This window comes from Acidianus brierleyi (assembly GCF_003201835.2).
GTDB classification, from domain to species: Archaea; Thermoproteota; Thermoprotei_A; order Sulfolobales; family Sulfolobaceae; genus Aramenus; species Aramenus brierleyi.
The window spans coordinates 1,056,218-1,073,826 of record NZ_CP029289.2; the positions used below are offsets into that span (position 1 = coordinate 1,056,218).

Below are 17,609 nucleotides of genomic sequence, written 5' to 3' on the forward strand. Positions count from 1 at the left end.
TTTTCTTAAGTGATTCTTAATGATTAAAATAAGAATAGGTAAAGACGAGAAGAAGATACTTTCGCCTCAAGATCTATATTTTATTCAAAAATTGCTCAGAAAAATGAGAGACCCAAAAACTAAATTTGATTCAAAAGAATTCGTTAAAAAAGGAGACGAATATCTATTTAATTACGTTAACAAAAACGTTGGAGGAGTAGATGAAGGAAGAAGAAACTTTCTTAAGGGAATTATTATTGGAATTTCTGCAGCTGCTGTAGCAAGCATAATCCCTGGATTAAGGGTAATAGTTCCGCCAAATGTATCTGCTATTTCAGCATTTCCTAAATCTCTCCTTGTTGATTCAAGTGGATCTCCAATAGAAGCATCCAAAATACCTGTAAATAGTCCTATAATAACAATTTATGAATATCCATTAAGTGGAGAACCAAACTTTTTAATAAATCTAGGAGATAGTAGCAATAAACCAGTTAAAGTTCCTGCGGGTACAGTAGTGGTACCACAAACTGGGGATAAATATACATTCCCAGGAGGAGTAGGTCCAAATAATTCTATAGTATCCTATAGTGCTATATGCCAGCATTTAGGTTGTACACCTCCATATATTCACTTCTATCCCCCTAATCACGTAAATTCTGCTCAGTTGAGCGCTCCAGAACCAGATACTTTAACGGGTGAGGCATTAGCTGCTGCCAAGAAGGCAAACATACCTACATTGATCCATTGTGATTGCCATGGATCTACTTACGATCCTTATCATGGTGCTGAACCTATAACTGGACCAACAGTTAGACCATTACCTACTACTATATTAGAATGGGATAGTTCTACTGATTACCTATATGCATTAGGATCTATAGGCGTAGGTATATATCCTACTGGAGCTAATGGTGTACCTTCAAAAGATCCAACTAGTGATTTGAGTAGTAGTTTTGGTTCCTCAGTAGGAGATAAAACCACTGTTACACAACCAGAAAATCCATTTTCGTCATCATAAGTCCAACGTTAAATATTTTTTTCCATTTTTTACGTTTTATCTTTTATGAGCATAACAAAAAGGATTTCTAATTGGTTTAACGAAAGGTTAGGTTTAGATGATTTACCGTTCTTTAGAACACCAGACTATATGTATCATGCAGATGAATGGTTAGGAGCCTTAGTAGCTGCAGCTTTTATGTATACTGTAATTTCTGGATTAATATTACTACTCTACTATAATCCAGATGAAGGATATGATTCTACTCAGTTTATAATTAATTCTGTACCATATGGCTCGGTATTTCTTTATAGCCATCTATACGGAGCTTATGCAATGATAATTCTGGCATACATCCACATGTTTAGAAATTATTTTGTTGGAGCATATAAAAAACCTAGAGAACTTTTATGGATACTCGGTGTATTAATGTTAGTATTAACTTTAGGAGCATCGTTCTTAGGTTATAGTTTAATTGGGGATGCATTAGCAACTAGTGCAGTAGATGTAGGAGCAGGCATAATATCTTCTATACCTCAATTATCTTTCCTACTCCCTATATTGTTCGGAAATTATGATAGCGGGCAATATGGTAGAGTACTAGCATGGCACATAATATTAGTGGCATTAATAGGGTTACTTTTTGTATTTCATTTCTTTATGGCAGAACACTACGGAATGATGCCATCAAGAAAAGTTAAAGCAAAAGCTCCTGCGGTATATACAAAAGAAGAATGGTCTAAGTTTAATCCATGGTGGCCAAGAAATTTTGTCTATATGATATCATTAGTTTTCTTGACATGGGGCTTTATTCTAGCAATACCCAACGCATTAGCATATCTTAACGGATTACCACAACAATTAAATCCATTTTTGAATCCTAAACCTGCACCTCCACCTAATAGTCCATTAGCAGCGCACATAACTACATATCCTCCATGGTTCTTCCTATTTGTATATAAAATAGCCGACTTTACTAGCGACGTAATAATATTCCTTCTAATAGGAGTAATAATTCCTTTAGTATATCTATTACTAGTACCATTTTTAGATAAATCTGAATATCTCCATCCAATGAGTAGAAAAATATTCGTTGGCTTTGGAATACTGATGATAACATATCTAATACAGACGTCAATATGGGGTGATCTAGCGCCAGGTATACCAGTTAGTATTACCGAACAAATAACTGTTTACTTACCGCCTGCAATAATAGTAGCCTTAGGTTTAGCTATCATAAGGGTGAAACCTAGCGGCGGAGGAATAACTAAAGCTCAGTTTAGTCCAATTTCGGCAATAGTGTTTACAGTAATAGCTTTACTAATGGCAGGTGCTTTTGTAGGATTTATGGATTATCCGTCAATAACTACTTTAGGAATCTTAATACCATTAGCTCTTGTTTTCTTAATAGGAGCTAGATCCTTAACTCCTAGAATATTCAAGGCAGATCAGACAATACCTACTACAACGTCTACTGTATCTGAAACCAATTTAGAAAGGAAAAAGAAAATTGCACAAGGAATAATGATATTACTATTAATCGTCTCAGTAATTTTAACTGCGACTATATGGACAATACCGCCTACTGGATATCAATCTAACATGTTTGGAGTAGATCTTGGACTTATCTTTATAATGTTAGGCGAAGCCATATCATTATATCACTACATTATATACAAGAAGCCTAATGAGTCCTACGAATAACGTTTTTTAAATCGATAACTATTTTTTATTTATGATAAATGTAGGTCTTTATTATAAGGTAAAGGAAGGTCATGAAAAAGAATTTGAAAATAAATTTAATGAAGTAGTGAATTTTTTGAAAAATAATTATCCTGGATTAAAACAAGCTAAGCTATATAAAAGTGTTGAAGAACCTAGAGAATATTTAATTTATACAGAATGGGACTCACTAGAGACTTTCAGAAAGTTTATTTCCAGTTATGAGTATAAAGGAACTGTAGATTATGGAAAAAGTATAATTGAAGGAAGACCATATCATAAGGTTTTCCAAGAGATAAATTCATAGTTTTTTAACTAGATTTTAAAAACGATATTGTTCTAGTTAATTCATGGACGTAACGATAGGAATTCCAACTATAGGAAGAAAATCTCTAGATTCATTATTATGGAAATTAAAAAAATATAAGGACGTTGAGATATTATTAGTATATAAAGGAGATTTAAAAACTAAAGATTACAATAGGGCAATAGAACAAAAAGAAGGATATTATGAAGAAGCAATAAATATAATTTTGAAAGAAAGTCATTCTTCTCTTTTACTTATTACTGACGACGATGCTATACCTTCAGAATCATGGATAGAAGATCATGCTCTCTTTCATGAAAAGAATGAAAAAATAGGAGTAGCTTCTGGAATAATTAAAGGAAAAAAATGGAAAAATTATCCAAATGCTCTCTTTCAACGATATAAAGACACAATTTATATGGAAGAATATGATTATAGATTTAAGGATTATATAGGGTTCTTAACTAAAACAGGATTATCAGTAGATAGAAGAGAACATAAGGAAGATATTGAAAAAACGTTAGCTATAGCTGGAGTAAACATGAGCATAAAGAAAGAGGTATATAGTAATTTGCAGATACCAGAGTATAGTCTTAGAGGAAGTTATAACGAAACGATAATAGCATTGGCTGGGATAAAAAAAGGATTTGATTCTGCTATTTTTAATTCAGGAGAAGTTACTCACCTAGGGGAAGAATCGCTATCAAGAACAAAAAATGATAAACTAGAAAGATATTTCGCTATAGAAAAATACTCATTTCCCTATGCTGTTAATCTTGAATTAAATCTAAACGTACTCCTATTGAAGGAATTTTCATTCCTCATCAACGGAGAAGCAAAAGTAGGTATAGATTTAGCTATAAGGGGAATTTCAGAAAAAATGTCTCCTCATAGATTTAGAGAAGAACTAAAAACAATATATTCTAAAATTATTTCTGAATTATAGAAGCTATAGATCCAGAAAATATTCCATTAATTATATTGAATGCTATAACTAATCCTATGAATGTCTGAATATATGGAGTCTTGATTGCATATGGAAGCATTGAGAAGAACAGGTAACTTATACTAGTTATTAATGATAAATATCTTATGCTTAACAATTGAATTCCAGCAATTTTAGTCCTTACCGGAAATGCAAATGCTATTAATGCTAATAAAATAAGTAACTGAACTATAGCTGTACCTAATGATGTAGAAAACAATAGAAAGGGAGAAATACCTAATGCATATGGTGGATAAAAGAATTTTACAATAGCCGATATTATAAAAGTTATAAAAGTTAAAATAAAGGAATATCCGATAGAAGCCGCAATGTTCCATCCTAAAGTTCTAGAATTCATTATCCTCCTCCTTGACCACTTTGTCCTTCATCTTTCTTTCCCATACTTAATCTTACCAGGCCATCTGGCAAATTAACTAAAGTAGAAAGCTGAGGATAATAAGGAACTCCTATAGCCATATTTACACTAGAAGGATCATTCTTTTCTGCTAGTACTCTAGCTAAACCAAGTCTTACTGCATCTCCTACTTGTATTCCTAGATCTCTTAACTGTATTATTCTTCGTAATTCTGGGTCTTGGGGTATTAATCTAGTGACTCTAACAGATATTAGCTCAACTCCTAACTCCCCTAGAAATGATTTTAAGGCAGCAGTTACTGCAGTAGAAATATCCATAAACTTCTTATATACATCTGTTAGTTTTACTTGATTCAAGACAGAACTTACTTCTTGGTCTATTACTGGAGCTATATATGTCGCTAAATCTGAATCTTTGAAGAATGCAGCTGAAAATTGTACATTTATAACTAAATTAGGAGGATTTTGTACCCTGAAATATACTGCCACTTCATATTCTAAAGGAACTAGATCATCAGTTTGACTTAATCCTACCACTCTAACTTCGTGTCTAGTAGTTGATACAAAATAAGCTACAGTATCGTATGGTAAAGCGTTATACCTAAATTTTGAAAGGAACCCAGAAAGTACGTTTGCTGGACTCTGAATATTGTGTGTACCAGGTGGTAAAACGCCTGCAACTTGACCTTGAATTATAACTACGCATTGTTCTTGAGGTTGAACTATAAATAAAGATTTTGAAGTTATATTTTCTCTAGGGAACCTAAATATCAGCACGTCGGGTGCCATTACTGAAGTTCCGTCTTCTCTTTCTGTTGAAATTACTTGCCCTCTTAAGGAAACTGACACTATCTCACCTCATCTCCATTGGATAAAATAATGTAGTCCTTTCTTTTATTATAGAATTTAGCTTATCTAACAAAGGGTTTATTTGCTCTACGTTTCCGTTACTTGCTAATGAATATATTTGATCAGCTATACTAATCATTTGAAGATCATGATTTACTATGCTATCTAATTCTTCAGAATTAATTTTATATCTAGCATAAATATCACTACCTCCTCCTTGCATGCCTATTAGTTCAGATATCATTGTCCTTATCTTTGATAATGTAAATTCTAGACTCTTAAGAACTGGGGAAAAAGGAGAAGTCGATGCTATATTTGATTCTAGCTCATTAATTTTTGAGATTGTAAACTCCAATTTGTCAGCCACTGCTTTTCTAATTAGGAAATCGTCTTGACGAATAAGATCTTTAACTTTGTACCCCCTATAGCCTGGAACAAGGAGTTGTAATTGTTCCAGAGGAGTTAATTGACTTGTCATATTATACTATAATGGTACAATAATTTAAAGATATCTATAATCTTAATGTGTTATTTTCTAAAATTATAAAATAATATATTATAGAGTATATTACAAAAGACTTATAGATGCTATTGCTAACAATGAAGTTATTATTAAATCAGTGCCTAAAGCATATGATAGACCTATAGGAATTAAAGAAACTAGTAATGGACCAAATCCACCACCAATTAGTCTCCCTATCAATAATGTAAAATTAGCTCCTGTTGCTCTTAGTTTTCCTGGGTATAGTTCACTCATCCATACGCCAAAAAATGCAAAAAAGGCAGAAGATGCGTAAACTAGGAAAACAGAAAACTCAATATAATCAGTATTTATTAGTAATATAAAAATTATGGATGAAATAAAGGCTAAAATTGCGAAATAAAGAGATGCTCTTTTTCTGCCTTTAATATCAGATAGATATCCTGCTATGCCATAAACTATCGCAGAAATTAAATCCGCAATAGCAATTACTATGTCATATGTAGGGACTCTAAGATTTTGAAGTATAGATGGCATGAGACTGAATGCTGGAATTAGATATAGAAAAGACGCAAGCGATAATATTGAGCCTATAATAGTTAGCCTTCTTAAATCCTTAGAGAAAATTTCTGAAATCTTCATTTGTACTCTGCCTTTCCATTTTTCCTCTGGTATCCATATCCAAAATAAGAAAGAAAGTAACGAAATTAAACCAGCAATAAGAAATAAATACCTCCAACCAAATGAAGGAACTATCAAAAACGCTGTAATAGCACCTATCAATGATCCTATTGAATATAACCCTTGCATTAAACCTCCTGCAAATCCTCTTAGATTAGTAAACTGTAATTCAGCTATTACAGCATAACTTATTCCGTTTTCTCCGTTTACACCTACACCTACTAAAAACCATATAATATATAGTTCATATATATTATTTATTATAAAAACTAATATTGTAAATATCGAATACAAAAAAATGGATATGAATAAACTCTTTTTTCTTCCGAATTTATCGGCTAAAATTCCAAAAATAAATCCTCCTAATGCTCCACCTATCCACGATAATGTAACAGCAACAATTACTGCTGAAAGACTAACTAAGAATGCTTTCGCTATATCTATAAGTACAAATGTTATTGAATACATGCAATATGCAGAAAGTAAGAAGATTATTAGAACGCTGATTAGACTCAAAGCGTTTCTAAAATTCATGACGAAAATTTAGGAACCGAACTATTAAAAAATTTTTTATAAACTATTCTTTTCTTAGGGAATTTTTCTTAACTTTCATATAACCTAAAAATAATGTTATAATAGTAAAAGAAAGCGTAGCTAAAAAGGAATAGAAGAAAATATTCAGTAATACTGATACTCTTGAGAATATAGATATTAGACCTATAGATAAAGAACCTATAGATAAATATAATATAATGGAAGACGCATAAGGCACGAAATAAGTATACTTCTTACCTCCACTTGCAAGAAAATAAAATAGTGAAATAAAACTACCAATTATTATTGAGTTAAATATGGAATTTGTTACAAAGTAAATAAGAAAAGGTAATACTAATAATATAATAGGAAATACTTTATTCATGAATTTATTACGTGCATGCTATTAAATAAATCTATTGAAACCATTCTTTATGTAGTAAAAAGTCCTTATAAGTTCTGCATGGCTCCAAACCAATGGAGATACAGAAGGATAATTACCAGTTGGAGATATTTGCTCTGGAATTATTCCAGTAGAAAGAGAGTTAGTTAAAACCCAATTGAGATATTTTATAGCATTCTCCATATTTCCCTCAAATACGTAGTGTTGAGCTAGCCATAAAGTTGTTATAAACCATGCATTTGGCTTATTATCTTCTTTCAAATACCAGTCATTTTCGTATCTAGCTATACCTCCGTTTACTAGTAATTTTTCTTCTACTGTTTTTCTATTAATCGACACTCTCTTATCATCTTTGTCTAATGCTAACATAGATCCAAGCAATGTACTCGAATCTACTGTTTTGTCATTTAAACTTCTAGCAAAATGGTCACCTACAAAAAACATGTCTAGTCCTTTTTTTATTTCTTCAGCAGCATTTAGGTACTTTTCCTTATAATTATCTTCTCCAAAAAATTCCGCAAATTTAGCTGCTGCCGTTAATCCTGCGTATACTGCGGCAGAAGTAAAAAAATGCACTCCTAATCTTTCTTCCCACAAATCATAAGAAGGCATAGGAAGACCCGTTTTTTCATCTCTATATTCTGCAAGGAAATCTGCGGCTGTTTTTATTGAAGGTCTATAAAATTGTTTTATGAAATCAACATCCCTAAATAATGAAAAATGAACCCACGCAGAATAAAGCGTTAATGCAGTTTCATCTTCTTGGATAGGTATATAGCCTGAAGTCCATGGATGCCAAGTGCTTCCCCAATGTCCGTCTGCAGTATATTTTTGAAATAAAAATCCTCTATAGAGAAGAGGCTTTGAAAAGATAAAAAGCATACGAGAGAAATCTTGATATCCCATTAAAGACATAGCTATAGACGAGAAAGCTGCATCTCTGTGCCAAACATAGTTATATGTATCTTTATTAAACCTCATAATATCTGTGTCTAGAGAAGCAGGTATTGCACCATTATTTTGCCAGTGTGCTGCTATAATAAGCATAGATCGTCTTATTTCTTTTTCATAGTTTCTTGCCTTAAATAACCACGCCTTCCAGTAGTTGTCTGTCCTTTCTATAAGAGTTTTTGGAGTTTTTCTTTGAATATATTCATGTAATTTTCTGACACTATCATAATCCCTAGACGCTGATAACCAACAATAAAACGTCTTATTTTTAACTTTTACACTCATAGCAGAGTCTACAGCACCTTGTGCTATAGGGTTCATAGAAAGAACTCCGTCTTCACAATCTTTCCAGGTACCTTGATATCCCATTACTTCTTTATACCCTGTTGCATATTGATATGTTGGAACATTACAACTGAAGAGAAACCACCTATCTCTTTTATAATGAATAATTGAATCCGTAAAAGGATCATAAAACGCAGTATCTCCTGCTTCATTGCCAAGAATGTTAAAGTCCCATGCAAAGAACACTACAACATCATCTTTTGAACTAATATTAACTTCCCTAGTCAATATTGGATATGCCATATCAACACTATCTTTTATTGCTAATTTTACACCTTGAAATTCGGAATTAACCTTAACTGAAAGTGAATCTTCCTCATATTCTATTTTTGGACTGAGGTCATGTAACCACGAAAATTTCCCATTAACCCATATTCCTATCCTACCCATTTGCATATGATTTTCAGTACTTAAAGGGAAATATAATTCCCTTATAGCGTAATTTTTATCGGCGAGAATTGTCAGTTGCCCATTACCTAAAATAGCATATCTTGTCATAGTTTCAATTTACTAGACTTAGTAAAAAGTATTTTTAAGATAACCGTTATAATCATACATTTATTCTTTATTTAATATTATTAATACTGTTACTGAAAAATCATACTACTAATGGTATTAAGTAGTAATAATATTGGTATCAACAGATCTTTTAAAATAATTGAAAAACTACCATATATGGATATAATATATTCATTTATAATAGTATTTATTTTAGGATTAACTCATGGATTAGATCCAGATCATATAGTCACCGCAAGAATTTTAAAGAAAGTTACAAAGATTTTTAAATTCTCATTATTTCATTCTGCAGGTTTTCTTATAATTGCATTACCAATTAGTTTACTCCTTTTTGTAAGAGGAGTAAAATTCATTATCATATTTGTTTCGTATATAATAGGTATCATTATTAGTTTACTATTACTTTATGGAAGTATAATTGGAAAAGAGTTTGAGATAGAACCAAAAAAATTTGGATTATTACAAGGTGCTCTAGTCCTAACTCCTTCTAAAATACTTACTATAGTCTTGGCAATAGCTTCCGGGAATGTAATAATTGGATTATTAATAATAGCTATTTTTATTCTAACATCAGTACTATCTATAACTATTTTTACAATAATAAATTTTATTCCTAAAAAATATGATAAAATTACCAATATCATGGTTTCTATATTTTCGTTAAGTTACATAATTTATAATCTTATATTTCTTTTTTAGCAGTATATAGTAATTTAAGGTGTAAATGTAATTAATACTATAAAACGTTTATTAGTTTTATTCCTATTTATTTCCTTATGGCTAAGTTCTCAGAAAGACAAATAATAGCTTTAGTAATTACGACGATTATATCTGCAATAGTAATTGGATTAGGAGTCTTTACATTAGCAGCGTTTAAAATAATTCCTAGTAATTTTACTTTATATTTCTATGCTACAATATGGTTTGGAGGAGTACTCCTAGTAACATATTTATTATCTTCACTAATAAAATTTAGATTCAGTAGACTTATTGGCGAAAGTAATGCTACTAGTGTATCTTTTATAACAAAGTTATTAGGATATATATTAGCATTTGTAGGTTTCTTCATATTAATAAGAGTAAGTATAGGGGCAGCATTAGCTGCTGGAGGTTTCGCTGGTATAGTTTTAGGTTTGGCCTCACAAACAGTGCTTTCTAATATATTTGGTGGAGTAATGTTACTCTTTTCAAGACCTTATAAAGTAGGGGATAGAATAACAATCTCAACATGGCAGTATGGATTATTAGCTCCTACTTATCCTCCAAAATTCTTTTCAAATGATTTTTTAATTCCTGGTTATACTGGCAAAGTCATAGATATTTCGCTTTTATATACAACAATATATACTGATGATAGTGTACCTGTAAAAATACCTAACAGCATAATGGTACAAGCAGCAATTTTTATACATAATGCAGAAGAAAAAAGAAATGTTAGAACTAAATACGAGGTTTCTAAAGATTTAGATCCGGAATTAGTTATCAATAGATTAAAAGATAAATTAAAAGGAATAGATTCAATAATTAGTGAACCGTCAATAAAGATTCTTGAAACTACAACGACTACGTATATTCTTGGAATAGATACAGTTTGTAAATCAATATACGAAGAACCAATAAGAGATCAAATTCTGCGAATTACAATGAAGACTATAAAAGAACTACAAAACGAAGTTAATAAAAATGGATCTCAAATAATAAAACAATAGAGCTAAAAAATTAATGATTACGGGCTAAAATTATTTAGATAATAAAAAGGTTTAATTTGATTTTATGATATTCATGTTTATGAATGCTTTTGAAACATTGACATACCTTATAGAGCATGCAGAAAATGGATCAGTTGCAGCATTAGTAACACAAGATAATACGCCAATTATAATTACAAAAGATGATGAATATTCCTTTTCAGCATATGTATGTACGAATACTGGAGATGTGAAGCGTATAAAGGAGGAATTTGATAAAACAACTTTCCATAAAGCTGTATTAGACTTCTTGGATGAAATTGGTGATTTTATAGGGAAAGAAGTAACTGAATTAAGTTTATCTAATATAGCCTTATTCCCTAACTGTATACCTAAAAAAGAAGAAAGAAAAGAACATAAAAGAGAAATAAATATTGCAGAGAAAATAAATGATTTTAAGAAAATAAATTCTCCTTATTATGCTATTCCATTACTAACAGATAATGGAAAACTCTTTGCTTTTATTCCAGAGATAGATGGAACAGCAGATCTTGATTTTATTATTAAAAGTATATCTAAAATAGAAGAAAAACCAAAGCCAGTCAACCTTGATTTAAATTCTGTTTATCCTATCTTATTTACTTCGAAGTTAGATCCCAAAATGGGTAATCCGTTTACCTCTGCAGGAAATTATACTTTCTTTACTGCAGTATATGTGTACCAAGATACCGAAGGATCCGAGAAATTTATGGGCCAAAATATGTTAAAAAGTTCTGGAAAATTCTTTTCCACTTCACCTCACGGTTCAATGAGAACAGAAAATTTAGAATTTTTATCATCCTCCCATAAAAAAGGCAATATATACGTAGGGTTCTTTGTAAAAGGCGAAAAAATTATAGAACTGCAAAGCTTAGATTTAGTGGATTTACATTTAGAAAATAAAATAAGAGTTAACGATTATATTTTTTCATCTTTTTCCTTAACTGCAAGGAATGGAATTATAGATTTTGAAAGCTACGACAAAGTTATGACTAATTTCATAAATTTTGCATTAGCTAAAAGCAATGGAAGAGAAGTACTTAAGGATGTAATAGAAATACATTCAATGGGTGGTATTGATTTACCTTTTGTTAAAAATTCTTCTGGACAAAACATTTCAGTAGTGGATCCAATATCTTATTGGTATTATAAGGTATATGAGAAAACAGACGAATTAAAAGATTGTAACGATTGTCCATTAGCCGAAAAAGTTAATGAGAGAAACTTTCTAATATCTATTTTAAGAAGAAAAGGTTGGATTTCGGCATTTTTACTGTGATGACTGACCATGCTTCTGATTAGTGAGGATAAAGTCAGCGTCTGATTTATTTTCCAGGCAAGTTAATTGTATATGATGATGAGTTTGCCGAGTATTGATATATGAAATAACTACAGTAACTGATTTATGAAATATTACCTATATAATATCTTATGGAAGTAGAAAAGATAATTGATGAGATAATGGAAAAAGCTAGGTCTAGTTTCATAAGTGAGGCAGAAACAAAATATCTAATTTCCATGATAATATGGGGATTAAATAAATATTCTAAAGATTCTTTGTTTGAAAATATAAAAAATACATTGAAAGAAGCATTTAAATCAAATGATTTGGAAATAATAATGATATTTGATGATCTAGAAAAATTACCTCCTTCAGATAAAATAATAAAAGGATACATCACAGCAGGTGATATTATTATTCAGACACTAAAAAATAAATGGTTTGAAAGAATAAGAGATGAAAGTTTGAGAAGAGCTATAGAAAATTGTAAAGAAACTATAGAAATTAAGGAAATTTCAAACGTAAATTCGTTCTTTAGAAACTTTATACCTCTATCTTGTGAAGAATTTGATAAAATTACGGGAAAGAAAGACTCATACAAAATAGCAGTTAGGCTATTGTTAGGAGTTTATGATAGTTCTCCTTTAAAATGTAAAATAAATATTTTCAATTTTGCACCAGATATTATAAAATCTAGCTTAAGATATTGTCATGAATCACTCTGAACTATTGGAACAAGTTTTGAACCACAATTTGAACAGAATTTAGAACCTGGCTGATTTATAGTTCCGCATTTAGGGCATTTCACTGGTTGTAATGAAGCCCCACAACTAGAACAGAATTTTGCGTCCTCGTCATTTTCTGTACCACATTTCCAGCATTTTATCTTCTTTACTACTGGAGCCTTAGTTTGCGATTGATTCTGAGGTTGAGGTACTGATTGCTGTACAGATTGTTGAGAAGGAGGCTGAGGATATTGGGAAGGTTGAGATTGAGGAGGATAAGGACCATACTGCTGAGGTGCTCCATAAGGTTGTGGATTACCTGCATATGGTTGGCCATATGGCTGTTGATAACCATATTGCTGTCCATATTGAGGATAAGGTTGTGGGCCCATAGGACCGGCTGGTGGTGCACTCATTATAGCCATTACTATCATATTCATTAGTTGGTCCTCTTGGGCAAAATCCTTGTATATGTTATACGCATCGTAAGCTGTAGCTCCGCCTCCTAAAATTTCCAAAAGTTTACTATGTAACATATCGTCTCCAATTAAATAGCTTCCACCTGCAGTAGCTCCTGCAACTAAAAGATCTTCCATTAGATTAGCTATTCCCGTTTCAACTACAACCATGTTCTGAGCTTGGCATAGTCTTATTGTATAAGCTTTATTCTTATCTGTTATCATACCTAAAACACTGTCATGCTTTGCTTGAATTACAGCCATATTTTGTCCTACCATTGGAAATGCCTGAAACCCTTGAGACATTAAATACATAGTAATTTGCTGAGAAACATATTGAAGATTTATAGGATAATTTATAGGAACCATCTGCGTTTTTCCGCCTAATCCTGTGGATTGTTCGCACATCATCGTGGTCATCATTGGATTATTTCCATATGGACCGTAAGGTTGCCCATATGGCTGCTGAGGTGCTCCGTAAGGCTGGCCATATGGATTATAAGGAGGAGGCTGATAACCCATAAATCTATTATTAAACTAAGATATATAAATAGTTATGTTCGAAATAATTTAGTTAGCTCTAAATATTTTTTCAAATTTACTTAATGTTCCTTTCTGTTCTAACTCAACAGTAAAAAAGGCTATCCAAGAGCCTAATAGCCAACCTCCCAATATATCTGCTGGCCAATGAACTCCCACATATACTCTAGAATAACTTACTATTATTGCTTCAATCATCATAATTATCCAAAGCCATTTAGGCGATGTTAAAGCTAAAACCATTGCGCCGTCACTTACTATTAAGGCATGACCAGAAGGATAACTAAAATCATGGGGTCTAGGTACCAATAAGAAGGAAGGAATATAGTAGAATGGTCGTAATTGTGCCATTAGGTATTTTGAGGCTTCGCCTAATATTATTGCCAATATAAATGAGGCAGCAAGAGTTATTGCAATTTTTCTAGTTTTTTTAAATATCAGAAGAATGGCAGTTAATGGTATCCATACATATTCTCTTCCGTATAGCGAGAAAAATATCATTGCTGGATTAATAAATGAAACTTGATGATAATTTATCAACTCAAAAATAACAATATTTAAGGGAACTTTAGGTTCTCCAAGAATTTTTACAATTATAGAAAATATTATATACAGAAATAATAGTACCCAGTATTTCTTCATCAGAAGTAAAAGCTAGAGTGTAGATAAAAATCTTTTGGATAGGAAAAATTTATCTTAACAGGGGATTCAAAGAGGACGGAAGACTCCATCCGTGACGGTAGACCCAAAATCTTATTAGTAAAAATAATTTTTATTTGTTATTAGTTATTTATGTGAATTTAATGTAATTAGATAATTGATTTTGCAATATTTTTTAGAAATTTTTAAGTGTTATATTAGATCTTTTATTTTCTGAAAGTAAACTGAGGAATATTATTATAATATTAGAAAATGATGAGATGTGTATGATAGAATCCGTTTTATTTACATCGATTATTTAATACATTATTCTTAATGCTCTTGATTATGAGTATAATGAAATATATTCCTTATGAAGAAAAAAATATGAGGTTTAATGTTGAATTCATATTTGTAAAATGATTTTGGGTCTACCGGTAAGGGCGTAGGAGGCTCCACATGCTTTGCCTCTAACATGGCTAGGCGATGGCTTGAAGAGCCGAAGGAACTACTTGATTGGGGTTAACTTGAGGGCCTTCACCACCCCCTCCCCTATACCTAGTCTTCTTAGTCTCACTCTTGTAAAGCTTGTCTTCTTGTTTAGGAGTGTTGTTCGTGAAAATCACCGTAGGAGGAGTTCACTATTCTAAGTTTATCTAACATACTTTTCTAGAGAAATATAATAAAATCCTATCCAGTATAAAAAGTTAAAAATTTTCAGTGTTACTATTAGCAATTATTTCTATATAGTTTACAAACGCTATATAGGAAAAGTTTATTTTGAGCTTATCAAAAGTTGAGTTGAGCAAAATGGGTTTTAACGGAATTGGATTTTATACAAGTATTCCAGGAGAAATACCAGTACCAATTGTAGTTGCTTATTTTGTTATTGCCTTTCTTGTTGCAATAATATTAGGGAAAAGAAACGGTGGGCTAAAGGCGTTTAGTACAATTGACTGGGTTTATATTGGAATAGGTGCTGCAGCAGCATATGTATGGGAATTTATTATTGGCGCAATTATAGGAAGAATTATTCCTTCAGGCATTTCAACCTTTGTTGATCCGTCTTTTTGGGGAAGAATGTTTATAGTTTTTATAGTAGCAGCCTTAGTTAGAAAAGTAGGCGTAGGTATGATAAGCCTTTTTCTTTTTGATATTCTTGGAGATTTATTTCATTACGGCTTCTCTGGAGAACCTATGTTCTTCATATACGAGTCTTTAACATACGGATTATTTGTAGATTTAGCTATAGCTGCAACTGGAGGAAAACTATTTGGCATAGGCATATCAAAGGGTTTAGGATATGTAGCCGCACTAGCGGCTATTGAAGGAGGAATAATTGGATTATTATGGGCAATTCCAGATCCAATATTTTATAGAGCTTTCTTCGATCCTTTAATTTATGGTGCAACTGTGAATTATGCTAGAGTTGTATATGATCTTATAGCATTTATACCTGGTGATGTCGCAATAGGAATTCTAGCAGGACTTTCGGCAAATAGAGTGGAGAAAGCAGTCCAGGTGTAAATAAAATGTATGCAATTGAAATAAAAGGTTTAAATTTTTCTTATTTAGGTTCTACTTCTCCTTCTATCTCTGTTGATGAGCTATACATTGAAAAAGGAGAATCTGTACTTATTACGGGTAGGTCAGGGTCAGGAAAATCTACTTTTGTAAGTTGTATTAATGGCATAATACCTCATATGGTATCTGGTAATTTGAAAGGAGAAGTAAATGTTTTGGGTAAAAGCGTAAAAGATACTCCGCTTTCTAAACTCTCCACGCTTGTGGGTACGGTTTTGCAAGATCCAGAAAGCCAAGTTATTAATTATACTGTAGAAGAAGAAATAGCTTTTGGACCAGAAAACCTAAATTTATCTCCAGATGATATAGAAGAAAGAGTAAAAGAATCAATGAAAATTGCTGGAATCCAGCACTTATGGGGAAAAGAGACTACTAAACTTTCTGGGGGAGAACTTCAAAGAACGATATTAGCCTCAGTCTTAGCTATGAGACCAGAAGTACTTATCTTAGACGAACCTACTTCTAATATAGATCCAGAAGGAACAGATCATATATTCTCGACATTGAGAAACCTTAGAGGACAGAAAACTATGTTAATAGTTGAACATAAGGTTGAAAGAGTACTTCCTTTTATTGATAGAGTTATACTTATAGATAAAGGAAGATAGCCCTAGATTTAAGGAAAGAAGAAATTTTAGATGGAGTAGATACACTTTATACTTCTGGCATAGAAATACCAGAATACTTTGTTTATTCTAAAAAACTTGGTCTCGAAGCTCCAGACTTAGAATCTGTTAAGAAAATAATAAAAGAGAAAAATATAATGATTTCTGATCCTCCTAGAAAATCTATCAATAAGGAAATTTTTACAGCAAATATTAAGGTATATGCAAAAAACAAGGAAATTTTAGATGTAAGTTTTGGACTAGGAGAAGGAGAAATAGTTGCAATGATGGGACAGAACGGAGCTGGAAAGACTACTATATTGAAAGGTATTTCTGGTATGTTAGATCCAAGCGAATACAAAGTTTATGGATCTATAAAGTATATGGAAGAAGAACTATCAAATAAACCTATATGGTATAGAGGAAAATACATGGTTTATTTGCCTCAAACATTTGATCTAATGCTAGTTACTAGTCAAGTGAAAAAAGAGATTGAGTATACATTAAAACATAGAAAGGTAAAGAATTATCATGAAATAGCTGAAAGATACATGAAAGAATTTGGACTTTTCGAATATAAGGATCAAGATCCGGTTATTCTAAGCATGGGACAAAGAAGAAGAGTGGCTATGGCGTCGATTTTAGCGTCAGGAGTTAAGATTATGCTCATGGACGAGCCGACTTCTGGTCAGGACTTTTATAATAAAATGATGTTAGGAAAAGAATTAAAAGATCTGGCTAGTAAAGGCTATACTATACTTATCGTAACTCATGATTCTAGATTTGTCTATGAGTACGCAGATAGATTGTTAATAATAGATCATGGGAAGAAAGTTCTCGAAGGAAAGCCCGAAGAAGTATTTAAGGAGTCATCTAAGTATGGAATATACCCACCAACAGATTTTCTATTAAGGTGGTAGT

General features: G+C 31.8%; 18 protein-coding genes and 1 pseudogene. 10 read left to right on the top strand and 9 right to left on the bottom strand.

Annotation, left to right across the window (positions count from 1 at the left end):
• Positions 1-19 precede the first annotated feature (19 nt).
• From soxL2 to DFR85_RS21355, 4 genes are read left to right on the top strand one after another with little or no spacing between them, the layout of a single operon-like run.
• Entirely contained in the window at positions 20-997 is a 978-nt protein-coding gene (gene soxL2 / locus DFR85_RS21340) for a Rieske iron-sulfur protein SoxL2 (RefSeq protein WP_110270006.1), read from the top strand.
• Between the two features lie 45 nt (positions 998-1,042).
• Complete coding sequence (soxC, locus tag DFR85_RS21345) at positions 1,043-2,680, top strand: proton pump complex cytochrome B SoxC (protein WP_432417924.1); 1,638 nt, start codon at positions 1,043-1,045, stop codon at positions 2,678-2,680.
• Between the two features lie 31 nt (positions 2,681-2,711).
• Positions 2,712-3,005 carry an antibiotic biosynthesis monooxygenase family protein gene (locus tag DFR85_RS21350; protein WP_110270007.1) on the top strand — a complete coding sequence of 98 codons (294 nt, stop codon included), beginning with the start codon at positions 2,712-2,714 and terminating at the stop codon, positions 3,003-3,005.
• Positions 3,006-3,048: 43 nt separating this feature from the next.
• The gene (locus tag DFR85_RS21355) at positions 3,049-3,951 is read left to right on the top strand and encodes a glycosyltransferase family A protein (protein WP_110270008.1); all 903 of its coding nucleotides are present in this window, start codon (positions 3,049-3,051) and stop codon (positions 3,949-3,951) included.
• Here DFR85_RS21355 and DFR85_RS21360 read toward each other — a convergent pair.
• The 6 genes from DFR85_RS21360 to DFR85_RS21385 form a co-directional block, all read right to left on the bottom strand.
• Positions 3,935-4,348, bottom strand: coding sequence for a hypothetical protein (locus tag DFR85_RS21360; RefSeq protein WP_110270009.1), 414 nt, complete (start codon positions 4,346-4,348; stop codon positions 3,935-3,937). The two genes, DFR85_RS21355 and DFR85_RS21360, sit on opposite strands and share 17 nt — an antisense overlap.
• Positions 4,348-5,214 carry an SPFH domain-containing protein gene (locus DFR85_RS21365; RefSeq protein WP_110270010.1) on the bottom strand — a complete coding sequence of 289 codons (867 nt, stop codon included), beginning with the start codon at positions 5,212-5,214 and terminating at the stop codon, positions 4,348-4,350. Before DFR85_RS21365 ends, DFR85_RS21360 begins: the two co-directional genes overlap by 1 nt.
• 4 nt (positions 5,215-5,218) lie before the next feature.
• The gene (locus DFR85_RS21370) at positions 5,219-5,692 is read right to left on the bottom strand and encodes a hypothetical protein (protein ID WP_110270011.1); all 474 of its coding nucleotides are present in this window, start codon (positions 5,690-5,692) and stop codon (positions 5,219-5,221) included.
• A 90-nt stretch (positions 5,693-5,782) separates the two neighbouring features.
• Positions 5,783-6,910 carry an MFS transporter gene (locus DFR85_RS21375; RefSeq protein ID WP_110270012.1) on the bottom strand — a complete coding sequence of 376 codons (1,128 nt, stop codon included), beginning with the start codon at positions 6,908-6,910 and terminating at the stop codon, positions 5,783-5,785.
• A 43-nt stretch (positions 6,911-6,953) separates the two neighbouring features.
• Positions 6,954-7,295 (bottom strand): hypothetical protein, encoded by a 342-nt coding sequence (locus DFR85_RS21380; RefSeq protein ID WP_110270013.1) that lies wholly within the window; start codon positions 7,293-7,295, stop codon positions 6,954-6,956.
• A gap of 21 nt (positions 7,296-7,316) precedes the next feature.
• The gene (locus tag DFR85_RS21385; protein ID WP_110270014.1) at positions 7,317-9,107 is read right to left on the bottom strand and encodes a glycoside hydrolase family 15 protein; all 1,791 of its coding nucleotides are present in this window, start codon (positions 9,105-9,107) and stop codon (positions 7,317-7,319) included.
• Positions 9,108-9,284: 177 nt separating this feature from the next.
• Between DFR85_RS21385 and DFR85_RS21390 the strand changes: the two genes are divergently transcribed.
• The 4 genes from DFR85_RS21390 to DFR85_RS21405 all read left to right on the top strand — a co-directional run bounded on the left by DFR85_RS21390 (position 9,285) and on the right by DFR85_RS21405 (position 12,862).
• Positions 9,285-9,827, top strand: coding sequence for a hypothetical protein (locus DFR85_RS21390; RefSeq protein WP_110271795.1), 543 nt, complete (start codon positions 9,285-9,287; stop codon positions 9,825-9,827).
• 77 nt (positions 9,828-9,904) lie between these two features.
• Positions 9,905-10,837 carry a mechanosensitive ion channel family protein gene (locus tag DFR85_RS21395; RefSeq protein ID WP_110270015.1) on the top strand — a complete coding sequence of 311 codons (933 nt, stop codon included), beginning with the start codon at positions 9,905-9,907 and terminating at the stop codon, positions 10,835-10,837.
• A gap of 79 nt (positions 10,838-10,916) precedes the next feature.
• Entirely contained in the window at positions 10,917-12,134 is a 1,218-nt protein-coding gene (locus DFR85_RS21400; RefSeq protein ID WP_168367127.1) for a hypothetical protein, read from the top strand.
• A 152-nt stretch (positions 12,135-12,286) separates the two neighbouring features.
• Positions 12,287-12,862: a hypothetical protein gene (locus DFR85_RS21405; RefSeq protein ID WP_110270018.1), complete on the top strand. Its 576-nt coding sequence runs from the start codon at positions 12,287-12,289 to the stop codon at positions 12,860-12,862.
• Here DFR85_RS21405 and DFR85_RS21410 read toward each other — a convergent pair.
• The 3 genes from DFR85_RS21410 to DFR85_RS21420 form a co-directional block, all read right to left on the bottom strand.
• Positions 12,847-13,842 carry a zinc ribbon domain-containing protein gene (locus tag DFR85_RS21410; RefSeq protein WP_110270019.1) on the bottom strand — a complete coding sequence of 332 codons (996 nt, stop codon included), beginning with the start codon at positions 13,840-13,842 and terminating at the stop codon, positions 12,847-12,849. The genes DFR85_RS21405 and DFR85_RS21410 overlap by 16 nt on opposite strands.
• 48 nt (positions 13,843-13,890) lie before the next feature.
• Positions 13,891-14,502 (bottom strand): undecaprenyl-diphosphatase SepP, encoded by a 612-nt coding sequence (sepP, locus tag DFR85_RS21415; protein WP_110270020.1) that lies wholly within the window; start codon positions 14,500-14,502, stop codon positions 13,891-13,893.
• A 476-nt stretch (positions 14,503-14,978) separates the two neighbouring features.
• Entirely contained in the window at positions 14,979-15,125 is a 147-nt protein-coding gene (locus DFR85_RS21420) for a hypothetical protein (RefSeq protein WP_162582689.1), read from the bottom strand.
• 184 nt (positions 15,126-15,309) lie between these two features.
• On the opposite strand from DFR85_RS21420, the gene DFR85_RS21425 reads away from it, so the two are divergent.
• Together DFR85_RS21425 and DFR85_RS32250 are read left to right on the top strand one after the other, a co-directional pair.
• Positions 15,310-16,026, top strand: coding sequence for a hypothetical protein (locus DFR85_RS21425; RefSeq protein ID WP_110270021.1), 717 nt, complete (start codon positions 15,310-15,312; stop codon positions 16,024-16,026).
• A 5-nt stretch (positions 16,027-16,031) separates the two neighbouring features.
• A pseudogene (locus tag DFR85_RS32250) lies at positions 16,032-17,608 on the top strand (ABC transporter ATP-binding protein).
• The last annotated feature ends 1 nt before the right edge of the window (position 17,609 follow it).